The following is a 16,617-nucleotide window of genomic DNA, read 5'->3' as shown; positions in this document are numbered from 1 at the left end:
CGGTGGCATATTCTTTCTTGAGTGACGTGAAGGAACCCTCATACTTCAGAAGTAATCCGGTCTATTGAGCGAAGGGCTTGGTTGAATATCAGAAATCCAGTATAGGCCAATGGTTCGTATCGTACCGGAGTGCGCGATGAAAGCACCCACTTCTTTAGCCATTCCCGAATATACGGCCTCCCCAATCGGGATCTTCCGATTTTCGGCCAACTCGTCCTTTCCGTGGACGAACCCTTCGGGCTCATTAATCGCAGGGCTATGTATCAGGCCGGCTAATTTGGGTTCTATGAAGGGCATGTGATCCTGAGTCTACACATTCTCTGCCAGGGGCGGGTGAATTGACCCGGCTCAATCGCAAGGGGCAACAGCGGTTGGTGGGTATTGTGGATTTAGGCCAACTTCTGGAAAACCAGGCCTTTTAAGAGCAACCGGTCTATCAGGTCACTTGTAAAGCCTTGGAGCCTTCGCAAATTTGTCTATTGGATCGCACGAGTTTCTGGCTTCTGAAAAACCATGGTGAGTTGGCGGTCAAACTCGAACAAGAAACCGGGAACATGGTGTTTTTCCGTGGGCTGGGCAGGGTTAGTGAATGATCGTTCGAATGAAGTAGAGACGGCGTGGGAAATGGTGCTCTCTATTTTAGTCCAAGCCTTCCCTCTATTCTGGGGCCATACAATAGATCTTTAGCGACTGGGAAGAAATGAGACTGGTCCTAGGAAATTATTCTTATTGTGGTAAAGAATCATTTTTAATGCCAAAACCATGAAATCTCAAAAACTACGTCTTTCCCAAATAATTAATTATACAAAACCGCTCAAATTGGATCGAAAAGGTACGAGGGAGCTGTAGCGGACGAATGAGTAGGACCCAATACTGAGATTGTTTGGCCGGGAATATTGACATTTTATCGTCCCTCCGATTTGTGGTGTACTTTCATGCTGTCAATCTGGCTGGTACAGTCCACAAGTGATGCTTCTCCAAGAGTGACATTTCCTTGGGGTTTGGATAAAATTCCATTTATCTCTGTGACTCCGTGGGTTTTTCGGGAATCGAGGAGGGCTAGAGTTTCACATATTTGGAGGGCAAGCCCGTGTATTCACACGTCTCAAAAATCATGACTGAAAGCCAGCACGAGGTGCAGTTCTACGATCATGATTCCTTTCTCATAGAAAAATTGGGGCGTCACGTTGAAGAAGGTCTAGCATTGGGAGAATCGGTGCTGCTTCTTACCACTCCACCTCACCGCGAGGCCCTTGTCAATCGTCTGAACGGTCATCGTTTGCTAGAACGGTATATGGAGTTCGATGCGGCTGACACCTTGTCACAGTTTATGGTGCATGGTTGGCCCGATTCTGCCAAGTTCCAGGCCGTCATGGGTCAGTTGCTTCGACAAGCCACCGTAAACGGGAGTGGACGTGTTCGGGTATTTGGTGAAATGGTGGCCATTCTCTGGGAAAGGGGAGAAGCAGCAGCCGCATTGCATCTAGAATCACTGTGGAATCAGCTTGCAGCCCAACATTCCTTCTCACTCTTATGTGCCTATCCAATCCGTGGTTTTTCCAGCCACACCCACACTCATACCTTTCAGAAAATCTGCAGTGCGCATTCGGTGGTCAGCCCAGCTGAGAATGCCATCGTTCCCGGGCCGGGTGACCATATGCAGGCCGATACAACTCTTGCCACTTTACAACAAAAAGCCGTTGCTCTGGAAAGTGAGGTGAGGCGTCGGGAGGAACTTCAACGAACACTCCTGCAACGGGAGGAAGAACTTGCTGATTTTCTGGAGAATGCTGTGGAATGTGTGCATCAGGTCGGCCCGGATGGAAAGATTTTGTGGGCGAATAAAGCCGAACTGACCATGCTTGGCTATGAGGCACATGAATATTTTGGTCATAGTATTACAGAATTCCATGTGGATGAACCCATAATAAACGATATTTTGCAGCGATTATTACGAGGTGAAACCTTGTGCGACTACCCTTCTAAGCTGCGCTGTAAGGACGGGTCGGTCAAAGATGTGTTGATCCATTCGAATGTCCGTTGGGAAAACGGAACATTCCACTATACGCGGTGCTTTACGAGGGATATTACGGAACGAAAACGGATCGAGCAGGAACTCGATCAACGGGTGGAAGAGCGGACCCGGGAGCTCGTGGAATCACAACAGAAGCTTCGCGCCCTAGCCGCCCAACTCAGTCTCGCTGAACGGCGAGTGCGAAATGAGATTGCCACTGAACTCCATGATTATCTGGCGCAAATGTTAATCGTGACCCGTCTCAAATTGGTCCAGGCCACACATGAAACTGAAGAGCATACGAAAATCCGACAGGTCTTGAAAGAAGCGGATGACGTCTTACATGAATCCATTCTTTACACGCGCTCCTTGATGGCCGAACTCAGTCCTCCAATCCTCGAATTCGGGTTACCCATGGGGCTGCGTTGGCTGGCTGAGAAATTCCAATCCTATCAGCTTACTGTAGAAACCCATATCCCGGATGGCATAGTTTTGAATCTTTCCGAAAGTCAAATCGGCTTGATTTTTCAATCCGTACGAGAGCTGCTCATGAATGTGGTGAAGCATGCCCAGACCGATCGGGCTCAAATTCATCTCCGTCTTCAGGATCATATGCTGTATCTTGAAGTAGTAGATCAAGGGAGAGGGTGTGATCAGGCAACCACCCTGACCCCCAATGCCCCACCACTGAATTTAGAGAAATTTGGCTTATTCAGCATTCGTGAACGAATGGAGGCATTGGGTGGACGGTTTGACTTCCATTCCTCTGTCGATCAAGGGACGCGGGCGAGCCTCCTCCTTCCTCTGGAACCTGTCCAAGATAATCATGGCTCTAGTGAGGGCACTTCCACGGTTGTGGCGCCAGTCAGTGATCTCACCAAGAGCCTAGATATGGTGCGGGTACTGCTGGTCGAAGATCACGCGGTGGTGCGGGAAGGATTGCGGGGTGTGCTGGAAACGTATCCGGATATTGAGGTCGTGGCCGAAGCGGAGGATGGTGAAGCAGCCGTAGCGCAGGCAATAGCGTATGAGCCCGATGTCGTGATCATGGATATTAACATGCCAAAATTGGATGGCATTGAAGCTACGAGGCAGATTAAAGCTCGTTTTCCCAAAACCATCGTGATTGGGTTGTCAGTTCATCAAGCCAATCAAGTGGAGCCGGCGCTCCTGGAGGCCGGCGGTTCGGCCTATGTCACGAAGGAGTCTGCGGCGGCCTGTCTGTATAAGGCCATTCAGAAAGCCATACGATAAGACGATGAGCGTAAATTTCATCTTCATGGGATGCGGTCCAAACCCTCTTTCCTACCTTATCTGACATCGGTTTTTACTTCATTTCAAAATAATCATCTGTCCGCAATGAAAGCCACGGATGGCTTGTCCTCAAGACCATGCAGTTCACTTCCACTAGGCCATTCTGGCATGGAAGACAGACTCATCCACCTCCTCGCGGCTTGTTCCACCGTCACACCGTATTCAATCGTGAGTGGATTTTTATTTGGCATCGAGGCGAGTGGAGCACGTAAGCAGGAACGTTTCCTGCTTTCAGGAAAGTGACATGTTAGGCCATGCCGCCCTTTTTTTTCACAAACAGGCAATTGGTTAAAATGCAAGGAATGAGGCAGCTTTGTCATGGCTACATGTATATCCCGGGGGAGGAGGGATGGTTCATGCTGTGGTGAGTTCGGAGCAATCCCGCTACAATCCCAGAGGTGAATTTCTTGTACATTATCCTGGTCTGGACCCATCTGATTGCAGCAACCTTCTGGATTGGAGGGATGCTGTTCCTCTCCCTGGTCGCAGTGCCCCTCATGAGACAGGACTCCGACCCTCTTACCGCTCAACGCGGATTTATAAGCCTTGCTCGTCGATTCAGAACCCTCGTATGGAGCGCCCTATTCATTCTGGTGGTGACGGGGTCGGTCCTTCTTGGAAATTTCATCAATTTCCAGGCTCCCCTTTCCTCCTGGCCCCCTGTTGTCCTCGCGAAACTGATGCTGGTGTTCCTGTTAGCGATGGCTTCCTTCAGCCATGACCGGATAATGGCACAAAAAGTGCGCACCCTGAAGAGCAAGGCTACTTCAGAATTATCGGCTGGCGAAAAGCTCCTGCTCCGATTATCCCCCTTGCTTGGCCGACTGACCCTGTTGCTAGGGTTGGGAGTGCTTTTGTCTGCCGTCATCATGGTGAGATCCTGAGGGTCACGATCTGAAATCCGGGTATGGAATAAAAAAAGGGAGAGGTCTTGTGGACCTCTCCCTTATTATCGGACGTATAGAGTGATCGTTAGAATCGGCTGCGCCGTTTTCCTCCAAAATCTCCTCCGCCTCCGCCACTGCCACCGAATCCACCACGGCCGCCACCGCCGCCACCGGTTCGTGGGGCTTGAGGTTTGGCCTCGTTCACCGTCAATGTGCGGCCACCAAACTCTGTAGAGTTCAATGCTGCAATTGCGGCCTGTGCTTCCTCTCCGGTAGACATTTCAACAAATCCGAATCCACGCGATTGACCGGTGAATTTGTCGCTAATGACGTTAGCTGATTCGACGGTGCCGTGTGCCGAAAACAGGTCGGTTAATTCTGCTTGAGTCGCTGAATACGGCAACCCACCTACATACAATTTTGAACCCATGGGGTTCCTCCTTTTAAAAAGATGATATTGTCTGATGCTCGAGAAGGGTAAAACATTTGGAAGAGGTAGGCCACGGACGCTGTTTCCACGCGACTCAGGTCAGACACTTCCGAGTTAGTCTCTCGGGCTAAACAACACCGGTTACGGGCTTGAGTGATTGAACTCTCAAAGCTAAGCCCAGGGCGATGAGTTAGAAAATCGTAGCACACAAAGGAAGTAAAAGATAGTAGCGGAAAAATGGCACTATCACCTATTTAAAGGGTAGATCGTGCTATCGGGAATGGACGACATACCCGAAGCGCTCAAGGTTGTACGGTTCCGCCGGTGACACGTTCCAGTTCGGTCAGGGCAATCGAGAGATCGAATTTGGCCTGCGCGTAGTCTACCTGTGTTTGCCGCAAGACCCGTTGGGCATCCAGCACATCCAGCAGACTGGCCTCCCCGTATTTAAAACTGACTTGGGCGATGCGTAGCGCCTCTTGTGCCTGCTTGAGCAGGCCTTTTTCGTATGTGGAAATTTGTGCGGCCGCGGCTTGAGAAAGTTGGATCTGCTGGGCGATTCCTTTGAGAAGGTCCTGCTTGGCCCGAAGGAGGCTCGCTTCCCGTTGTCGCAAGGCGCCTTTGGCTTGGGCAATGTCCCCCTGTCGTTGATTCCAGACCGGAAAAGGAATGGAAACCCCAGCGATATAGGCTTCTCGGCCTGCGTCTCGTTGGTATCCTCCACTCAGTGTCACATCGGGCACGCGAGCCTGTTGCTCCTGACGGTGGGTGTGCTGCGCTTGTGCGATCAGTTTTTTCCATTTGGTAATGATGGGATGGTTCGCCAGAGTCTGCTCCGAAAGTGTTTCGAGTTGTAAGGCTCCAGGCCAGATGGCGAAATCGCCTTGAATGGAGAAATCAAGCCCCAATGCCCCGGCAGTGAGGCTATTTAATGAGGCCTGGATTGACTGGACGACACCTCTGGTCCGGGCGACCTCTTTTTGAACTTTCATGCTCTCTACCTGGACTTTCACGGCATCAAAAGGGGGTGCTTCACCGGCGTCGACGCGACGAACCACGGCTTTTCGGACTTCTTCCATCGTCCGGACATTTTGGATGGCCGTCTCCGTTTGACGTTCGGCGAATAAGAGGTCATAGAAAGCCTGTTTGGTTGCGGCAATCAAATTCAGTTTGGCTTCTTCTTTTGAGGCCAGGGCTCCGTCCAATCCTGCCTGGGCTGCCTGTTGGCGTGCCGCCCGTTTCCCCGGCCATTCGATGGGCTGATAGAGGGTGGCATACCGTTCAGTGAGGGTAATGCCGGTAGGATCTCTGACGGTTCCACGTCCACTCTGAACCCATAGCGTGGGGTTGGGATAAGCGGAGGCGGAGATTTTGTCTCCTTCCCTTTGTTCGATGATCCCCTCACTTTCGTTTATAAGGGGATTTTTCTCTAAGGCCATGGCCAGAATATCTTGCAGACTATAGGTCGGGGCCGCAGCCGGTGGGGTGGTGTCAGTCGCTGCCAACACGGGTTGCCAGCAGAGACCGTATAGCATGATGAGGCAAATGATCTGTTTGAACCACATGACATGTTCCCTTCTTGTGACAACACCATCCTGCTCAGGTTGAGATGGTGCTGGTGTGAGACTGATTGGGTATGGCTGGTTGTTTGTTGGAACGGCAGACGGTGCTGTACAACGCTGGAATAATAAATAGGGTCAAGGCCGTGGACGTGATCAAACCGCCGATTACGACTGTGGCCAAAGGCCGTTGGACCTCCGCTCCCATACTGGTGGCGACGGCCATCGGTAAAAACCCCAGACTTGCGACGAGGGCGGTCATCAAGACAGGGCGAAGACGATCCATGGCTCCCTGTGCCACAGCGTCCCGGGTCGGAAGCCCTTCGGTTTCAAGTCTTTGGATGCGGCTTACCAATACGACACCGTTTAAGACCGCAATTCCGAAAAGGGCCACACAACCGATTACCGCCGAGATACTCAACGGAAGGCCTCGAATCCAAAGGGCAAAAATCCCGCCCGACAGAGCGAGGGGTACATTCAAAAATATGAGGAAGGCCGGACGAATTGTTCCAAAAATCACCGAAAGAATGGCGATGATAAGCAGTAAGGTAATCGGCACCACGACGGCCAGTCGGCGTGACGCTTCTTCGAGATGTTTAAATTGTCCCCCCCACTCCAGATAGTACCCTGGTGGGAGGGTCACGCGGTCGCGAATCATTTGTTGGGCTTCGGTAACGAAGGAACCCAGATCCCGACCACGGATATTGGCTTCGACTACCAGCCGGCGTTGAATATCCTGTCGACTGACTTGCGCAGGTCCTTCATCGACCTTGATGGCGGCCACGCGGGACAACGGAACCAGTTCCCCATGCGGGGTGGGGATTAGGAGATTGCCAAGCGCCACCGGACCGGCCGATGCCTTGTCTGAGAGGCGGACGATCAGATCAAAACGGCGTTGTCCCTGAAAGACGGTTCCAACCGTCTGGCCCACTCGTGCAGTTTCAATGATGTTTAACACGTCTTTGGCGTTCAACCCGTATCGCCCGATTTGATCACGGTCCACGATCACCCGAATCCTGGGAACGCCGGTCACTTGTTCCGCTTTCACATCGGCAGCGCCGGGCACCTGTTCGAGTGAACGGGCCACCAAATCTCCTTGATGGCGTAAGACCTCAAGGTCCTCCCCGAAGATTTTGATAGCGAGGTCGGAACGGGTGCCGGCAATGAGTTCATTGAATCGCATCTCAATCGGTTGCGTAAAGCTCAGACCAACCCCGGGAACCGCTTCAAGAACAGCCGTTTTGAATGTGTCGATCAATGCCTCTTTGGAGGTGGCCGTGGTCCATTGGTCTTGCGGCTTGAGGACGACAAAGACATCAGATAGTTCAATGCCCATCACGTCCGTGGCCACTTCCGGACTTCCGGTTCTCGTCACTACCTGGACGACTTCGGGAAATTTCCGCAATGCCCGTTCTACCTCCAAGGCCGTTTGCACTGATTCAGTCATGGAGACGCTGGGGAGGCGCCACACTTGAATGGCCATATCCCCTTCCTCTAATCGAGGAACAAATTCGATCCCTAAGCGCGATCCAATCACCAGACTGAGGGCAAACAGCACGATGCCTGGAATCACGACCCATGCCGGCCGGTTTAGGGACAGGTCTAACCAGGGTTGATAAAGTCGTCGGGCATGCCGAATGAGCCAGGTTTCTTCATGGTTCGGCCTGGCGCGTGCGAACCAATAGGCCAGTACCGGCACGCCTCCTACCGCAAAAAGGAGTGAAGCCGCCAGGGCAAAAATGACGGTCATAGCCATGGGTCGAAACATTTTGCCTTCCAACCCAACCAAAGACAAAATGGGAAGGTACACGACGATAATAATGCCGACCGAAAACACAATGGGTCTTAACACTTCCCGTGCCGCACTCTGAATCGTTGCCAGTTTCTCTTCCTTCGACTGGCTGGTGACCTTCCCGAGCTTTCGCAGAATATTATCGATCATGACGACCGATCCATCCACTAGCAGTCCGAAGTCAATCGCCCCCAGGCTCATCAGATTTCCGGAGATGCCGGCGTGATACATGCCGGTAAACGCCACCAGCATGGAAAGAGGTATGGCCAACGCCACAATAAAGCCGGCCCGAACGTCTCCTAGAAATGAAAAGAGAATCGCGATGACCAGCAGACCCCCTTCGAGTAAATTATTTCTGACGGTGTTGATGACTTTTGAAACAAAAAGGGTCCGGTCATAATAGGGTTCAATCAGGACACCCGGCGGAAGCGTCGCTTGAATCTCCTGGATCCGTTCCTTCACCCGCTCGACGACCTGCTGAGCATTGGCGCCTGCCAGCATTTGAACCATCCCGATGACCGTTTCTCCTTCCCCCATCCGCGTGGCCGCCCCTATCCGCAAGGCGGCGCCTTCTTTGACTTCTCCAATATCCCTGATGAAAATGGGCACACCACCCGGCCCATGACTCACGACGATTTGTTCTAAGTCGGCAAGCGTCGAAGCCAGGGCCTCCCCTTTGATGAGGTAGAGTTCCCGCTCATGTTCTATGTAGCCGCCGCCCGCGAGGGCATTGTTCTGTTCGAGTGCTTCAAACACCGTCTGTAATGTGAGATTGAATGCCAGGAGCTTGCTGGGGTCGACGACCACTTGAAATTGTTTGGTCTCTCCGCCCCAAATATTGACTTCTACCACGCCGGGAACGGTCCGAATTCGCCTGCCGATATCCCATTCCAGAAGCGTCCTCAAGAACATGGGACTGTGCGCTTCCCCTCTGAGTGTGAATTGGTAGACTTCACCCAGGCCGGTTGAAAGTGGACCCATCACTGGACGTCCATAGACGGCGGGAATGCGCTCAGTCGCTAACGCCAGACGCTCGTTGACGAGTTGCCGGACAAAATAGAGATCAAGATGTTCCTCAAAAATTGCGGTCACTGCTGAGAGTCCATACCGTGAAACCGAACGCACCTCCAGCAATCCCGGGATTCCGTTGAGCGCGGTTTCAATAGGAAACGTGATGAATTGTTCCACCTCAATCGGACCGAGCGCGGGGGAACGGGTGAGGATCTGGACCTGGACAGGAGTGAGATCGGGAACCGCATCGATGGTGAGATTGGACAGCGACCACATTCCGGAGGCGCTGACCAAAAGCAAGGCGACGACGGTAAAAAATCGATATCGAAGTGAGAGTGTGAGAAGACGTTCCATGGAATTATACGGTTTTCATCATTTGACTAATTGCGAGGATGAGGAAAGAAGGGAATCTGATTCGTCAGACATGGCTTGATACGTAAAACTCATAATTTTGTGCGCGTTCCACGTTCTCACCCACGGTGATGGTGGTTAATGTTCATGGGCGGAGGGTTTCATGATGGCGTTTTTCAGGTCGAAGACACCTTCGGTGACTACGTGTTCTCCCAATTTTAAGCCCAGCTTGATTTCCACAAGTCCCCCGCCTTCCTGGCCGGTCTCGACAAACACGAAATCGTATCCGTTGTCCCGTTGAACGAACACCCCGCGCATGCCCTCGACCATCGTCAAGGCTGATAGAGGAATGGATAAGACGGGCTGTTGTTGATCGATCAGCCGCACGTCCACATATTCATTGGGCTTAAGCCGGCCATTAGAATTTTCAACGTCGAATCGCACGCGGATGGTGCGGGTGGTGGCATCTGCCACCGGTGCAATATAGGTGAGCCGGGCAGTGATGGGCTCTCCACCACGGGGAAGGACCTCGCCTTGATCGCCTTCCTTGAAACGACGGGCATGTTCGATTGGCAGACTGGCAAACACCCACACCTGACTGGTATCCACAATTTCAAAGAACTCGTCTCCTGCCGCTACGCCCTGACCCAGCACGATTTTTTGATTCACGACGGTTCCACTAAGAGGGGCCCGGAGCAAATATTTGTGGCCCTCCAAATGGCTCCCATGCTCCATTTGTTGGAGTTCCTGTGGGCTGAGCCCCATGTTCAGGAGCTTTTCACGGACGTGTTGATAGACGGCCTGGGCTTCAATCTGCTGTCCACGGTCTTCCAGAAACCGACGTTGAGAAATTATGTTTTCAGCCAGGAGTTGTTTGGTTCGCTTAAAGTTGCTGGAGGCCACATCCAATTTGGATTTGGCCACCAGGTATTCCTGGACTAATTCATCCAAGCGCATACTTTCGACGGCCGCGAGCGGCTGATCTTTTTTCACCCGATCCCCTAATTGCACCATAACCTTATCCACTTGCCCGGGGATGCGAGAGGACACTTTTGCCACGTGGGAGAGATCAAGGGCGACATGTCCCGGAGCCGAAACTGAATGCGGGGTCAGGCGTTCTTTAACTTCTTCAATTCGGATTCGTTGACGCGCTTGTTCAGGGACATGGTCTGCGTGAAGGGGTTGTCCCGGTGCGGGAGGGAGATCGGGAGAGGAAGCCGTCTCGTCTGTGTCCGGTAGGCTGCCAGTTGGTGGCTGGGTGTCGGAACATCCCATTGTGAATAGCCCGATAAGACAAAAAACAAGAGGAAATCTCCAGTGTCTGTGATTCAGATTTTTCATGAATGACCCATGTGGACAAAAGATCTCCTACGACAAAATACTATCAGGGTGCTCATGATTGTAGTGGTTCTTCCCAGGTTGGGAGTGTGATCGTGAAATTGGTGCCGTGTCCTACTTGACTCTGTGCATGAATAGTTCCTCCGTGGGCTTCGATAATCTCCTTGACGATGGCCAACCCCAGGCCTGTTCCTCCTGATTGGCGATCCCGTGCCTGGTCAATTCGATAGAATCGCCCAAAAAGGTGAGGAAGATGTTGGGAATCAATTCCCGGCCCGGTGTCCTCCACAGATAACCGGATGGATCTATCCTGAGACCAGACTCGGACGGTGATGGTTCCATCTGAAGGCGTATGCCGGAGCGCATTATCCAGGAGATTGATCAGGGCTTGTTTGAGCTGTGAGGCATCCCCCATGAGAGGAAGAACAGGCGCAAGCTTGGTCTGCAGATGGATACCCCCTTCATGAGCTAACACCGACAACTCGGTCACGATTTCTTTAACAAGAGGCGGGAGGTCAAGGGTTTGCAAGACGAGTGGAGGGCGGTCGCCGGCGAATTGTGCCAGGGTGAGGAGGGATTTAGTCATGGCGCTGAGTCGGTCGACTTCAGCCAGGTTGGAGAGAATGGTCTCCCGGTATTCCTCTGCCGACCGTGCCCGTTGCAAGCTGACCTCAAAATTGCCTTTCATCGCCGTTAACGGGGTTTTCAGTTCATGGGCCGCATCGGCCACGAAGCGACGTTGTCCTTCGAAGACCTGCTGCAAGCGGTCCAACATGCCGTTAAACGTGTGGGCGAGGCGTTGAAATTCGGCGTAGGGCGAGCTGAGTGTGAGGCGTGTGGAAAGCGTCTGGCCGGACACGGCTTCTGCTGTCTGACTTAAAGCGTTGACGGGAGCCAGGGCTTCATCGGCCAACCGTCCGCTTCCCCATAAGGCAAACAGGAGGGAAATCGCGGAGGTGCCACAGAGTAGCCACGCCAGCCACTGAAGGGTTTCTTGAACAAATTGCAAGGATTTTTCCGTTTGTAAAATGAACCGTCCATGGTCTTCGATGACGAGAGGAATTGAAATACGGCGAATGGGCGGATGATCCGGCTTGTGAAAGGTTTCAAAAACGGTTTCTCCATTGAGGACCTGCATGATAAGTTGGGATGTCACAGGAAGGCGGTTCTCCGTGCTCTGCCCACGCCAGAGAATACGGCCGGTAGAATCCAGGATGGCGCTGTAGCGAATAGCCTCCTGTAGCTCCTCTTCGTCATCAAATTCGTCCAATTCGTCTTCTTCATGTTTCCGGTGAGGAGACACACGAACATGGTCCGTTGCCAGGTCCACGCGTAGGCTTTCCTCCTGTGCGAGTGCGACCAGTTCTCCATCGATATGGCGGTGTAAAATTGTGGATAGTCCCAGGTACAGGATAAGGCTGAAGAGGCTTAGGAGAATCACAATAAAACCTAAGGCCACACGACGTATGCGAGTGCGAAAGGCCTGCATGATTTAGGCTTCCGGAATTTTTAAGACATAGCCGATCCCCCGCACAGTATGAATCAGCTGTGGAGAAAAGTCTCGATCCATTTTGCTGCGCAAGGTTTTAATGTGTACATCCACAATATTGGTGACGGACTCATAGTGAATGTCCCACACGTGTTCGGTAATGGCTGTTCGGGTCAATACCCGTCCCGCATTTCTCATGAGATATTCCAAAAGTGAATATTCTTTGTTGGTCAGAATGAGGGTTTGGCCTGCCCGTGAAACACGGTGGGTCACTGGATCCAGCTCCAGGTCCGCGATCGTGAGGCGAGGTGTGGGGAGGCCACTGCCGCGACGGAGGAGCGCTCTGAGACGTGCCAATAATTCGGCAAAGGCAAATGGTTTCGTCAAATAATCATCTGCGCCGGTATCCAGGCCGGTCACTCGATCTTCGATGGCCTCCCGTGCGGTCAAGAGAAGGATCGGGGTTGCGTGGCGTTTCGCTCGAAGCCGGCGGCAAACGTCAATGCCGTTCATTTTGGGGAGCATAATATCCAGAATGATCACGTCATAGTGCGTCGTCTCGGCCATGGCCAATCCCATCTCACCGTCGGTGGCGAGATCCACAGCATATTGCTCTTCCCTCAAGCCTTTCACAATAAACCCGGACACACTTGAATCATCTTCCACTAAGAGAATACGCATTGGGTTCCCACTGAAAATTAAAAGCGGTAGAGCCGGGTATTCTTCGGCACATTATAGAAGGACTTTCATAAATCCCAAAGTCACGAAGGCATGCGTCTCGTGGGTCTCAATCATCGATTCGGTAATTCCGTCCTTTTCAGCAGCTTCCTCTGCCCGATCCCCAGCCATGGCGGCAACTATCCCTCCGAGAAGACCAAAAATGAGAGGCCATAAGGCGCCGTCACGAAAGTTCTCAGATTCGAACCATGCTCCTGCGGCATGCAATAGCACCCTGGTGAAGAGCAAGGCGTTGGGGAAATGAACTAACATGGGATGTCATCCCAACTCAAACATGAAATTCCTGTGTGTCGTCAGGGTGGGAAAACGAGAGAAGGCCCCATGCCCTCTTGCGCATGGGGCCTTGCTGTTTTCTTAGGATTTTTCGGTATCCTTGTTGGAAGCGCCATTATCGTGCCCTTCCTCGTCCTCGAGTTCAGAGCTCAGAATTTTTCCCGATTGGGCGTCAATCTCAAACTCCCTGATCTCTCCGGCAGCGTTGACGATCTCGACCTCATACATCACCTTCCCATCTTCACTTTCCAGCTCGACTTCCAGCACTTTCCCTGGAAATTGAGTCGTCGCCGTGTTGATGGCTTCTTCCATGGTGACCGAGGTGTTCAGGTTGGCCGCGGCCGCTTTGTCTTTGCCATCCTGACTCATGGCCAATCCAACGGAAGTCAATAACAACGATGTGGCGCCCAATAAACTGATTGTGTGTAACCGCTTCATGATACATCCTCCTTGGTGAAAAATTAATGGAAGCAACCGGCTGTTCATGAATACAGCATAGACTGTCTACATGAAGGCCATATGAAACGGACATGAAAGATTCTTCATCTAGAGAGGATAACATGAGCCAGGATAGGCCCCTGTCGGTGTATGCGGAAGAGCGGAAAGGCCTCTATTGGCAGGGGAACATGCGTTGTCGATTAAATCCGAAAGTGTGCGCCAATATGGCGGTAGGGAAAATCCGGCCTAGACGTTGAACTTGAAATGGCAGACGTCGCCGTCTTTGACGATGTAATCTTTGCCTTCTGAGCGGATCAGGCCCTTCTCACGCAGGGCGGCTTCCGACTTGTATCTGTCGATGTCCGCAAAGGCGTAAATGTCGGCCTTGATAAAGCCCTTCTCAAAGTCGGTGTGGATGACGCCGGCGGCCTGTGGCGCCTTGGCTCCGATAGGAATGGTCCAGGCTCGGACCTCCTGTACTCCGGAGGTGAGGAACGAGCAGAGCCCGAGTGTTTTATAAGCGGCAACAACGACCTTCTCCAAGCCGCTCTGCTCCATGCCCAAATCTTTCATGAAAATTTCGCGGTCTTCGCCGGACAGCTGGGCGATTTCGCTTTCAAGTTTGCCACAGATCACGACCGATTCCGAGCCGCGCTCCTTTGCGAAGGCATGAAAATCCGCAAGGGTGGCCGGATCCGGATTCTCATCGGTATTCCCGACATAGAGCACGGGCATAGTCGTGAGCAGGAAAAAGTTTTTGAGGACTTCCGGCTCGAGGCCCAGCGCTCGCGCGGGTTTACCCGCTTCGAGGCCGTTTTTCAGAATATCGAGCACCACAAGGGCCTCTTTCGAAGCCTTATCTCCGGACCTCGCCTTGGCGGCGACCTTGTCGTACTGTTTGGTGAGACTGTCCAGGTCCGCAAGCATTAGTTCAGTTTCAATCACCTCGATATCACGACGATAGTCCACGCCGCCCATGGTGTGCACCACATCGGGATCCTGAAAGAGTCGCACCATGTGGAGTATGGCGTCGACTTCCCGAATATTCGCAAGGAATTTATTTCCCAGCCCTTCGCCCTGAGAGGCGCCTTTAACCAGACCGGCGATATCGACGAAACGGCAGGAAGTTGGCACGGTTTTCTTAGGTTTGACCAACTCGGTCAGGCGCCCAAGACGCGCGTCAGGAACGGCCACGACGCCGACGTTGGGCTCGATAGTCGTAAACGGATAGTTCGATGCGGCCGCGTTTCCAGAGGTCAACGCGTTAAAAATCGTAGATTTGCCGACGTTGGGTAGACCGACGATGCCAATTTCCATAGGAGATGCAAGGTATCAAATTAGAAGCCTGCCGGTCCTTGAGCCAAAAGGCCTATACGTACCTGCTCGAGCTCTCGTCGTAAAATTTCTCGAAAGGTGAATAATCTTTCTGCCCTTTCCTCGTACCCTATCTTTAAGGTGAAACAGAAAACTGTATACCGATCCATTCAGGCATGGAGAAAGCGGGATGTTCCGGCGATTTCAGAATAGCAAATTTTGAATCTGACCACTCCGCTGTTTTTGAAAGTATGAAGGTGTACCGTTTTTTTGAAATCCACTTCAGGTCGTTTGTCCAGAGATCCAGAGAAGGGCTGGCCTTCGGAATACCGTATGGATAATGGATCTTGCAACCGGACACGCATGGTAAAAGGCTTGTGCAGAGAGGGGAGGGCGGTTTTTTGTAAATAGTAAGCCAGCCAACTGTTGCGGTGCCTATCGAACGGGGCGTCCCTCAAAACGGGCCGCTCATCAAATCGGTGAGGTATTGAGGAACGGATCTTTTGGGCTTTCTCCTTTCAAAAACCGCGTGGCCAACCGCTTGTTTTTTCTTGACTTAATTCGTTGGTTGAAGAAAAATTGATTTAGCTGTGCAGTCGTTGCGCATTGAGATGTGGGCAGGTGAACGAATCCGGAAAAGCCCCGCAGCACCGTTGATTCATTGTCGTCCTGCACAAGTGGTTCAATTCCATTCCTCATGAAATCCCAATGAACCTGAGGATATTGAGGAAAACAGCACTCCCCAGGAGAAACGGATCAGGCTCAAACTTAAACTTCTTAGGGTTTCTCTGACTCCGGGAAGATTGTTCATCATGGCAGGAAGGAGACTTCATGCAGAATGAGAAAAACCAGATTGTGTCGGGTATTCTCAAAGCCAGGGCGGAATTGGAGCAGGTATTGTATGACCTGGAAAAACTGCCGGTCGTCAGTGAAAGCGCTGTTCATTTTGCCGCCCATGCATTGAATAACTTTCTCACCGTAGTGGGGGGGACCGTCGAATTGCTCTTATTAGTGCTGGCGAAACATCCGGACGATCAGGTTCGCACCGGGCTTGAAGCGTTGCAGCATGCCACTCAATTGATGATGCACACCGTCAGCCAAATGGTGAATGCCGAAACAGGACGGGATGCGACGCTACGCTTCGAAAAGGTGGAACTGCCGATCATGGCCCAGCGGTTTCGCATCTTTTATCAACGCATTGCGGATCAAAAACAGATTCAGTGTCTCTCGGTAGCCCCTGCGGATGTTCCTTCGGTGTGGACGGATCGGGTAGCGACGGCCGCCGCGCTGGATAATTTATTTTCGAACGCGGTGAAGTACTCACCACCCGGGAAGCGGATCTGGGTCGAAGTGGAGCCTCAGGATGATTGGGTGATTTGCCGTGTCCGCGATGAAGGCCCCGGCCTGAGTTTGGAAGACCAGGCCAAACTCTTCCAACCCGGTATTCAACTTACTCCAAGGCCCACGGCCGGAGAGCCTTCAACAGGGTATGGCTTGGCGGTCGCGAAGGAATTGATCGAGAAGGTGGGGGGGCAGATTTGGTGTGAGAGCGTGGTTGGCCAGGGGGCCTGTTTCTCCTTTCGTCTTCCACAATACCGGGAAGCGGTGCATGGATCCGGGATGACCCAGTCAGGTTCGCAAGAGGGAAAGGAGGGCAGGGGCTGACCCG

13 protein-coding genes are annotated in these 16,617 nt (G+C 52.3%); 3 read left to right on the top strand and 10 right to left on the bottom strand.

Going from position 1 to position 16,617, the window contains the following annotated elements; all coding sequences use genetic code 11:
- Positions 1-45: 45 nt before the first annotated feature.
- Positions 46-297, bottom strand: coding sequence for a hypothetical protein (locus LX98_RS14110; RefSeq protein WP_496429508.1), 252 nt, complete (start codon positions 295-297; stop codon positions 46-48).
- A 793-nt stretch (positions 298-1,090) separates the two neighbouring features.
- Between LX98_RS14110 and LX98_RS14105 the strand changes: the two genes are divergently transcribed.
- Both LX98_RS14105 and LX98_RS14100 read left to right on the top strand, forming a co-directional pair.
- The gene (locus LX98_RS14105; RefSeq protein ID WP_496429507.1) at positions 1,091-3,268 is read left to right on the top strand and encodes a response regulator; all 2,178 of its coding nucleotides are present in this window, start codon (positions 1,091-1,093) and stop codon (positions 3,266-3,268) included.
- A 467-nt stretch (positions 3,269-3,735) separates the two neighbouring features.
- The gene (locus tag LX98_RS14100) at positions 3,736-4,212 is read left to right on the top strand and encodes a hypothetical protein (protein WP_496429506.1); all 477 of its coding nucleotides are present in this window, start codon (positions 3,736-3,738) and stop codon (positions 4,210-4,212) included.
- 88 nt (positions 4,213-4,300) lie between these two features.
- On the opposite strand, the gene rbp is transcribed toward LX98_RS14100, so the two are convergent.
- From rbp to ychF, 9 genes are all read right to left on the bottom strand, one after another.
- Positions 4,301-4,645 (bottom strand): RNA-binding regulator, encoded by a 345-nt coding sequence (gene rbp / locus LX98_RS14095; protein WP_312646836.1) that lies wholly within the window; start codon positions 4,643-4,645, stop codon positions 4,301-4,303.
- Positions 4,646-4,947: 302 nt separating this feature from the next.
- Positions 4,948-6,210: a TolC family protein gene (locus LX98_RS14090; RefSeq protein ID WP_496429505.1), complete on the bottom strand. Its 1,263-nt coding sequence runs from the start codon at positions 6,208-6,210 to the stop codon at positions 4,948-4,950.
- A gap of 34 nt (positions 6,211-6,244) precedes the next feature.
- On the bottom strand, positions 6,245-9,361 hold the full coding sequence (locus LX98_RS14085; protein WP_496429504.1) for a CusA/CzcA family heavy metal efflux RND transporter: 3,117 nt from the start codon (positions 9,359-9,361) through the stop codon (positions 6,245-6,247).
- Between the two features lie 135 nt (positions 9,362-9,496).
- Positions 9,497-10,633, bottom strand: a complete 1,137-nt coding sequence (locus tag LX98_RS14080; RefSeq protein WP_496429503.1) for an efflux RND transporter periplasmic adaptor subunit — start codon at positions 10,631-10,633, stop codon at positions 9,497-9,499.
- Positions 10,634-10,751: 118 nt separating this feature from the next.
- Entirely contained in the window at positions 10,752-12,185 is a 1,434-nt protein-coding gene (locus LX98_RS14075; protein WP_496429502.1) for an ATP-binding protein, read from the bottom strand.
- A gap of 3 nt (positions 12,186-12,188) precedes the next feature.
- Complete coding sequence (locus LX98_RS14070; RefSeq protein ID WP_496429501.1) at positions 12,189-12,866, bottom strand: response regulator; 678 nt, start codon at positions 12,864-12,866, stop codon at positions 12,189-12,191.
- Positions 12,867-12,917: 51 nt separating this feature from the next.
- A complete protein-coding gene (locus LX98_RS14065; protein WP_496429500.1) occupies positions 12,918-13,175 on the bottom strand; it encodes a DUF2231 domain-containing protein in 258 nt (85 codons plus the stop codon).
- 102 nt (positions 13,176-13,277) lie between these two features.
- The gene (locus LX98_RS14060; RefSeq protein ID WP_496429499.1) at positions 13,278-13,634 is read right to left on the bottom strand and encodes a PepSY domain-containing protein; all 357 of its coding nucleotides are present in this window, start codon (positions 13,632-13,634) and stop codon (positions 13,278-13,280) included.
- A 246-nt stretch (positions 13,635-13,880) separates the two neighbouring features.
- On the bottom strand, positions 13,881-14,951 hold the full coding sequence (gene ychF, locus LX98_RS14055; RefSeq protein WP_312646847.1) for a redox-regulated ATPase YchF: 1,071 nt from the start codon (positions 14,949-14,951) through the stop codon (positions 13,881-13,883).
- Positions 14,952-15,779: 828 nt separating this feature from the next.
- Here ychF and LX98_RS14050 point away from each other — a divergent pair.
- A complete protein-coding gene (locus LX98_RS14050) occupies positions 15,780-16,613 on the top strand; it encodes an ATP-binding protein (RefSeq protein ID WP_496429498.1) in 834 nt (277 codons plus the stop codon).
- The last annotated feature ends 4 nt before the right edge of the window (positions 16,614-16,617 follow it).

The sequence above is a fragment of the Nitrospira marina genome, assembly GCF_059568365.1.
This window is presented reverse-complemented; position numbering and strand designations above follow the sequence as displayed.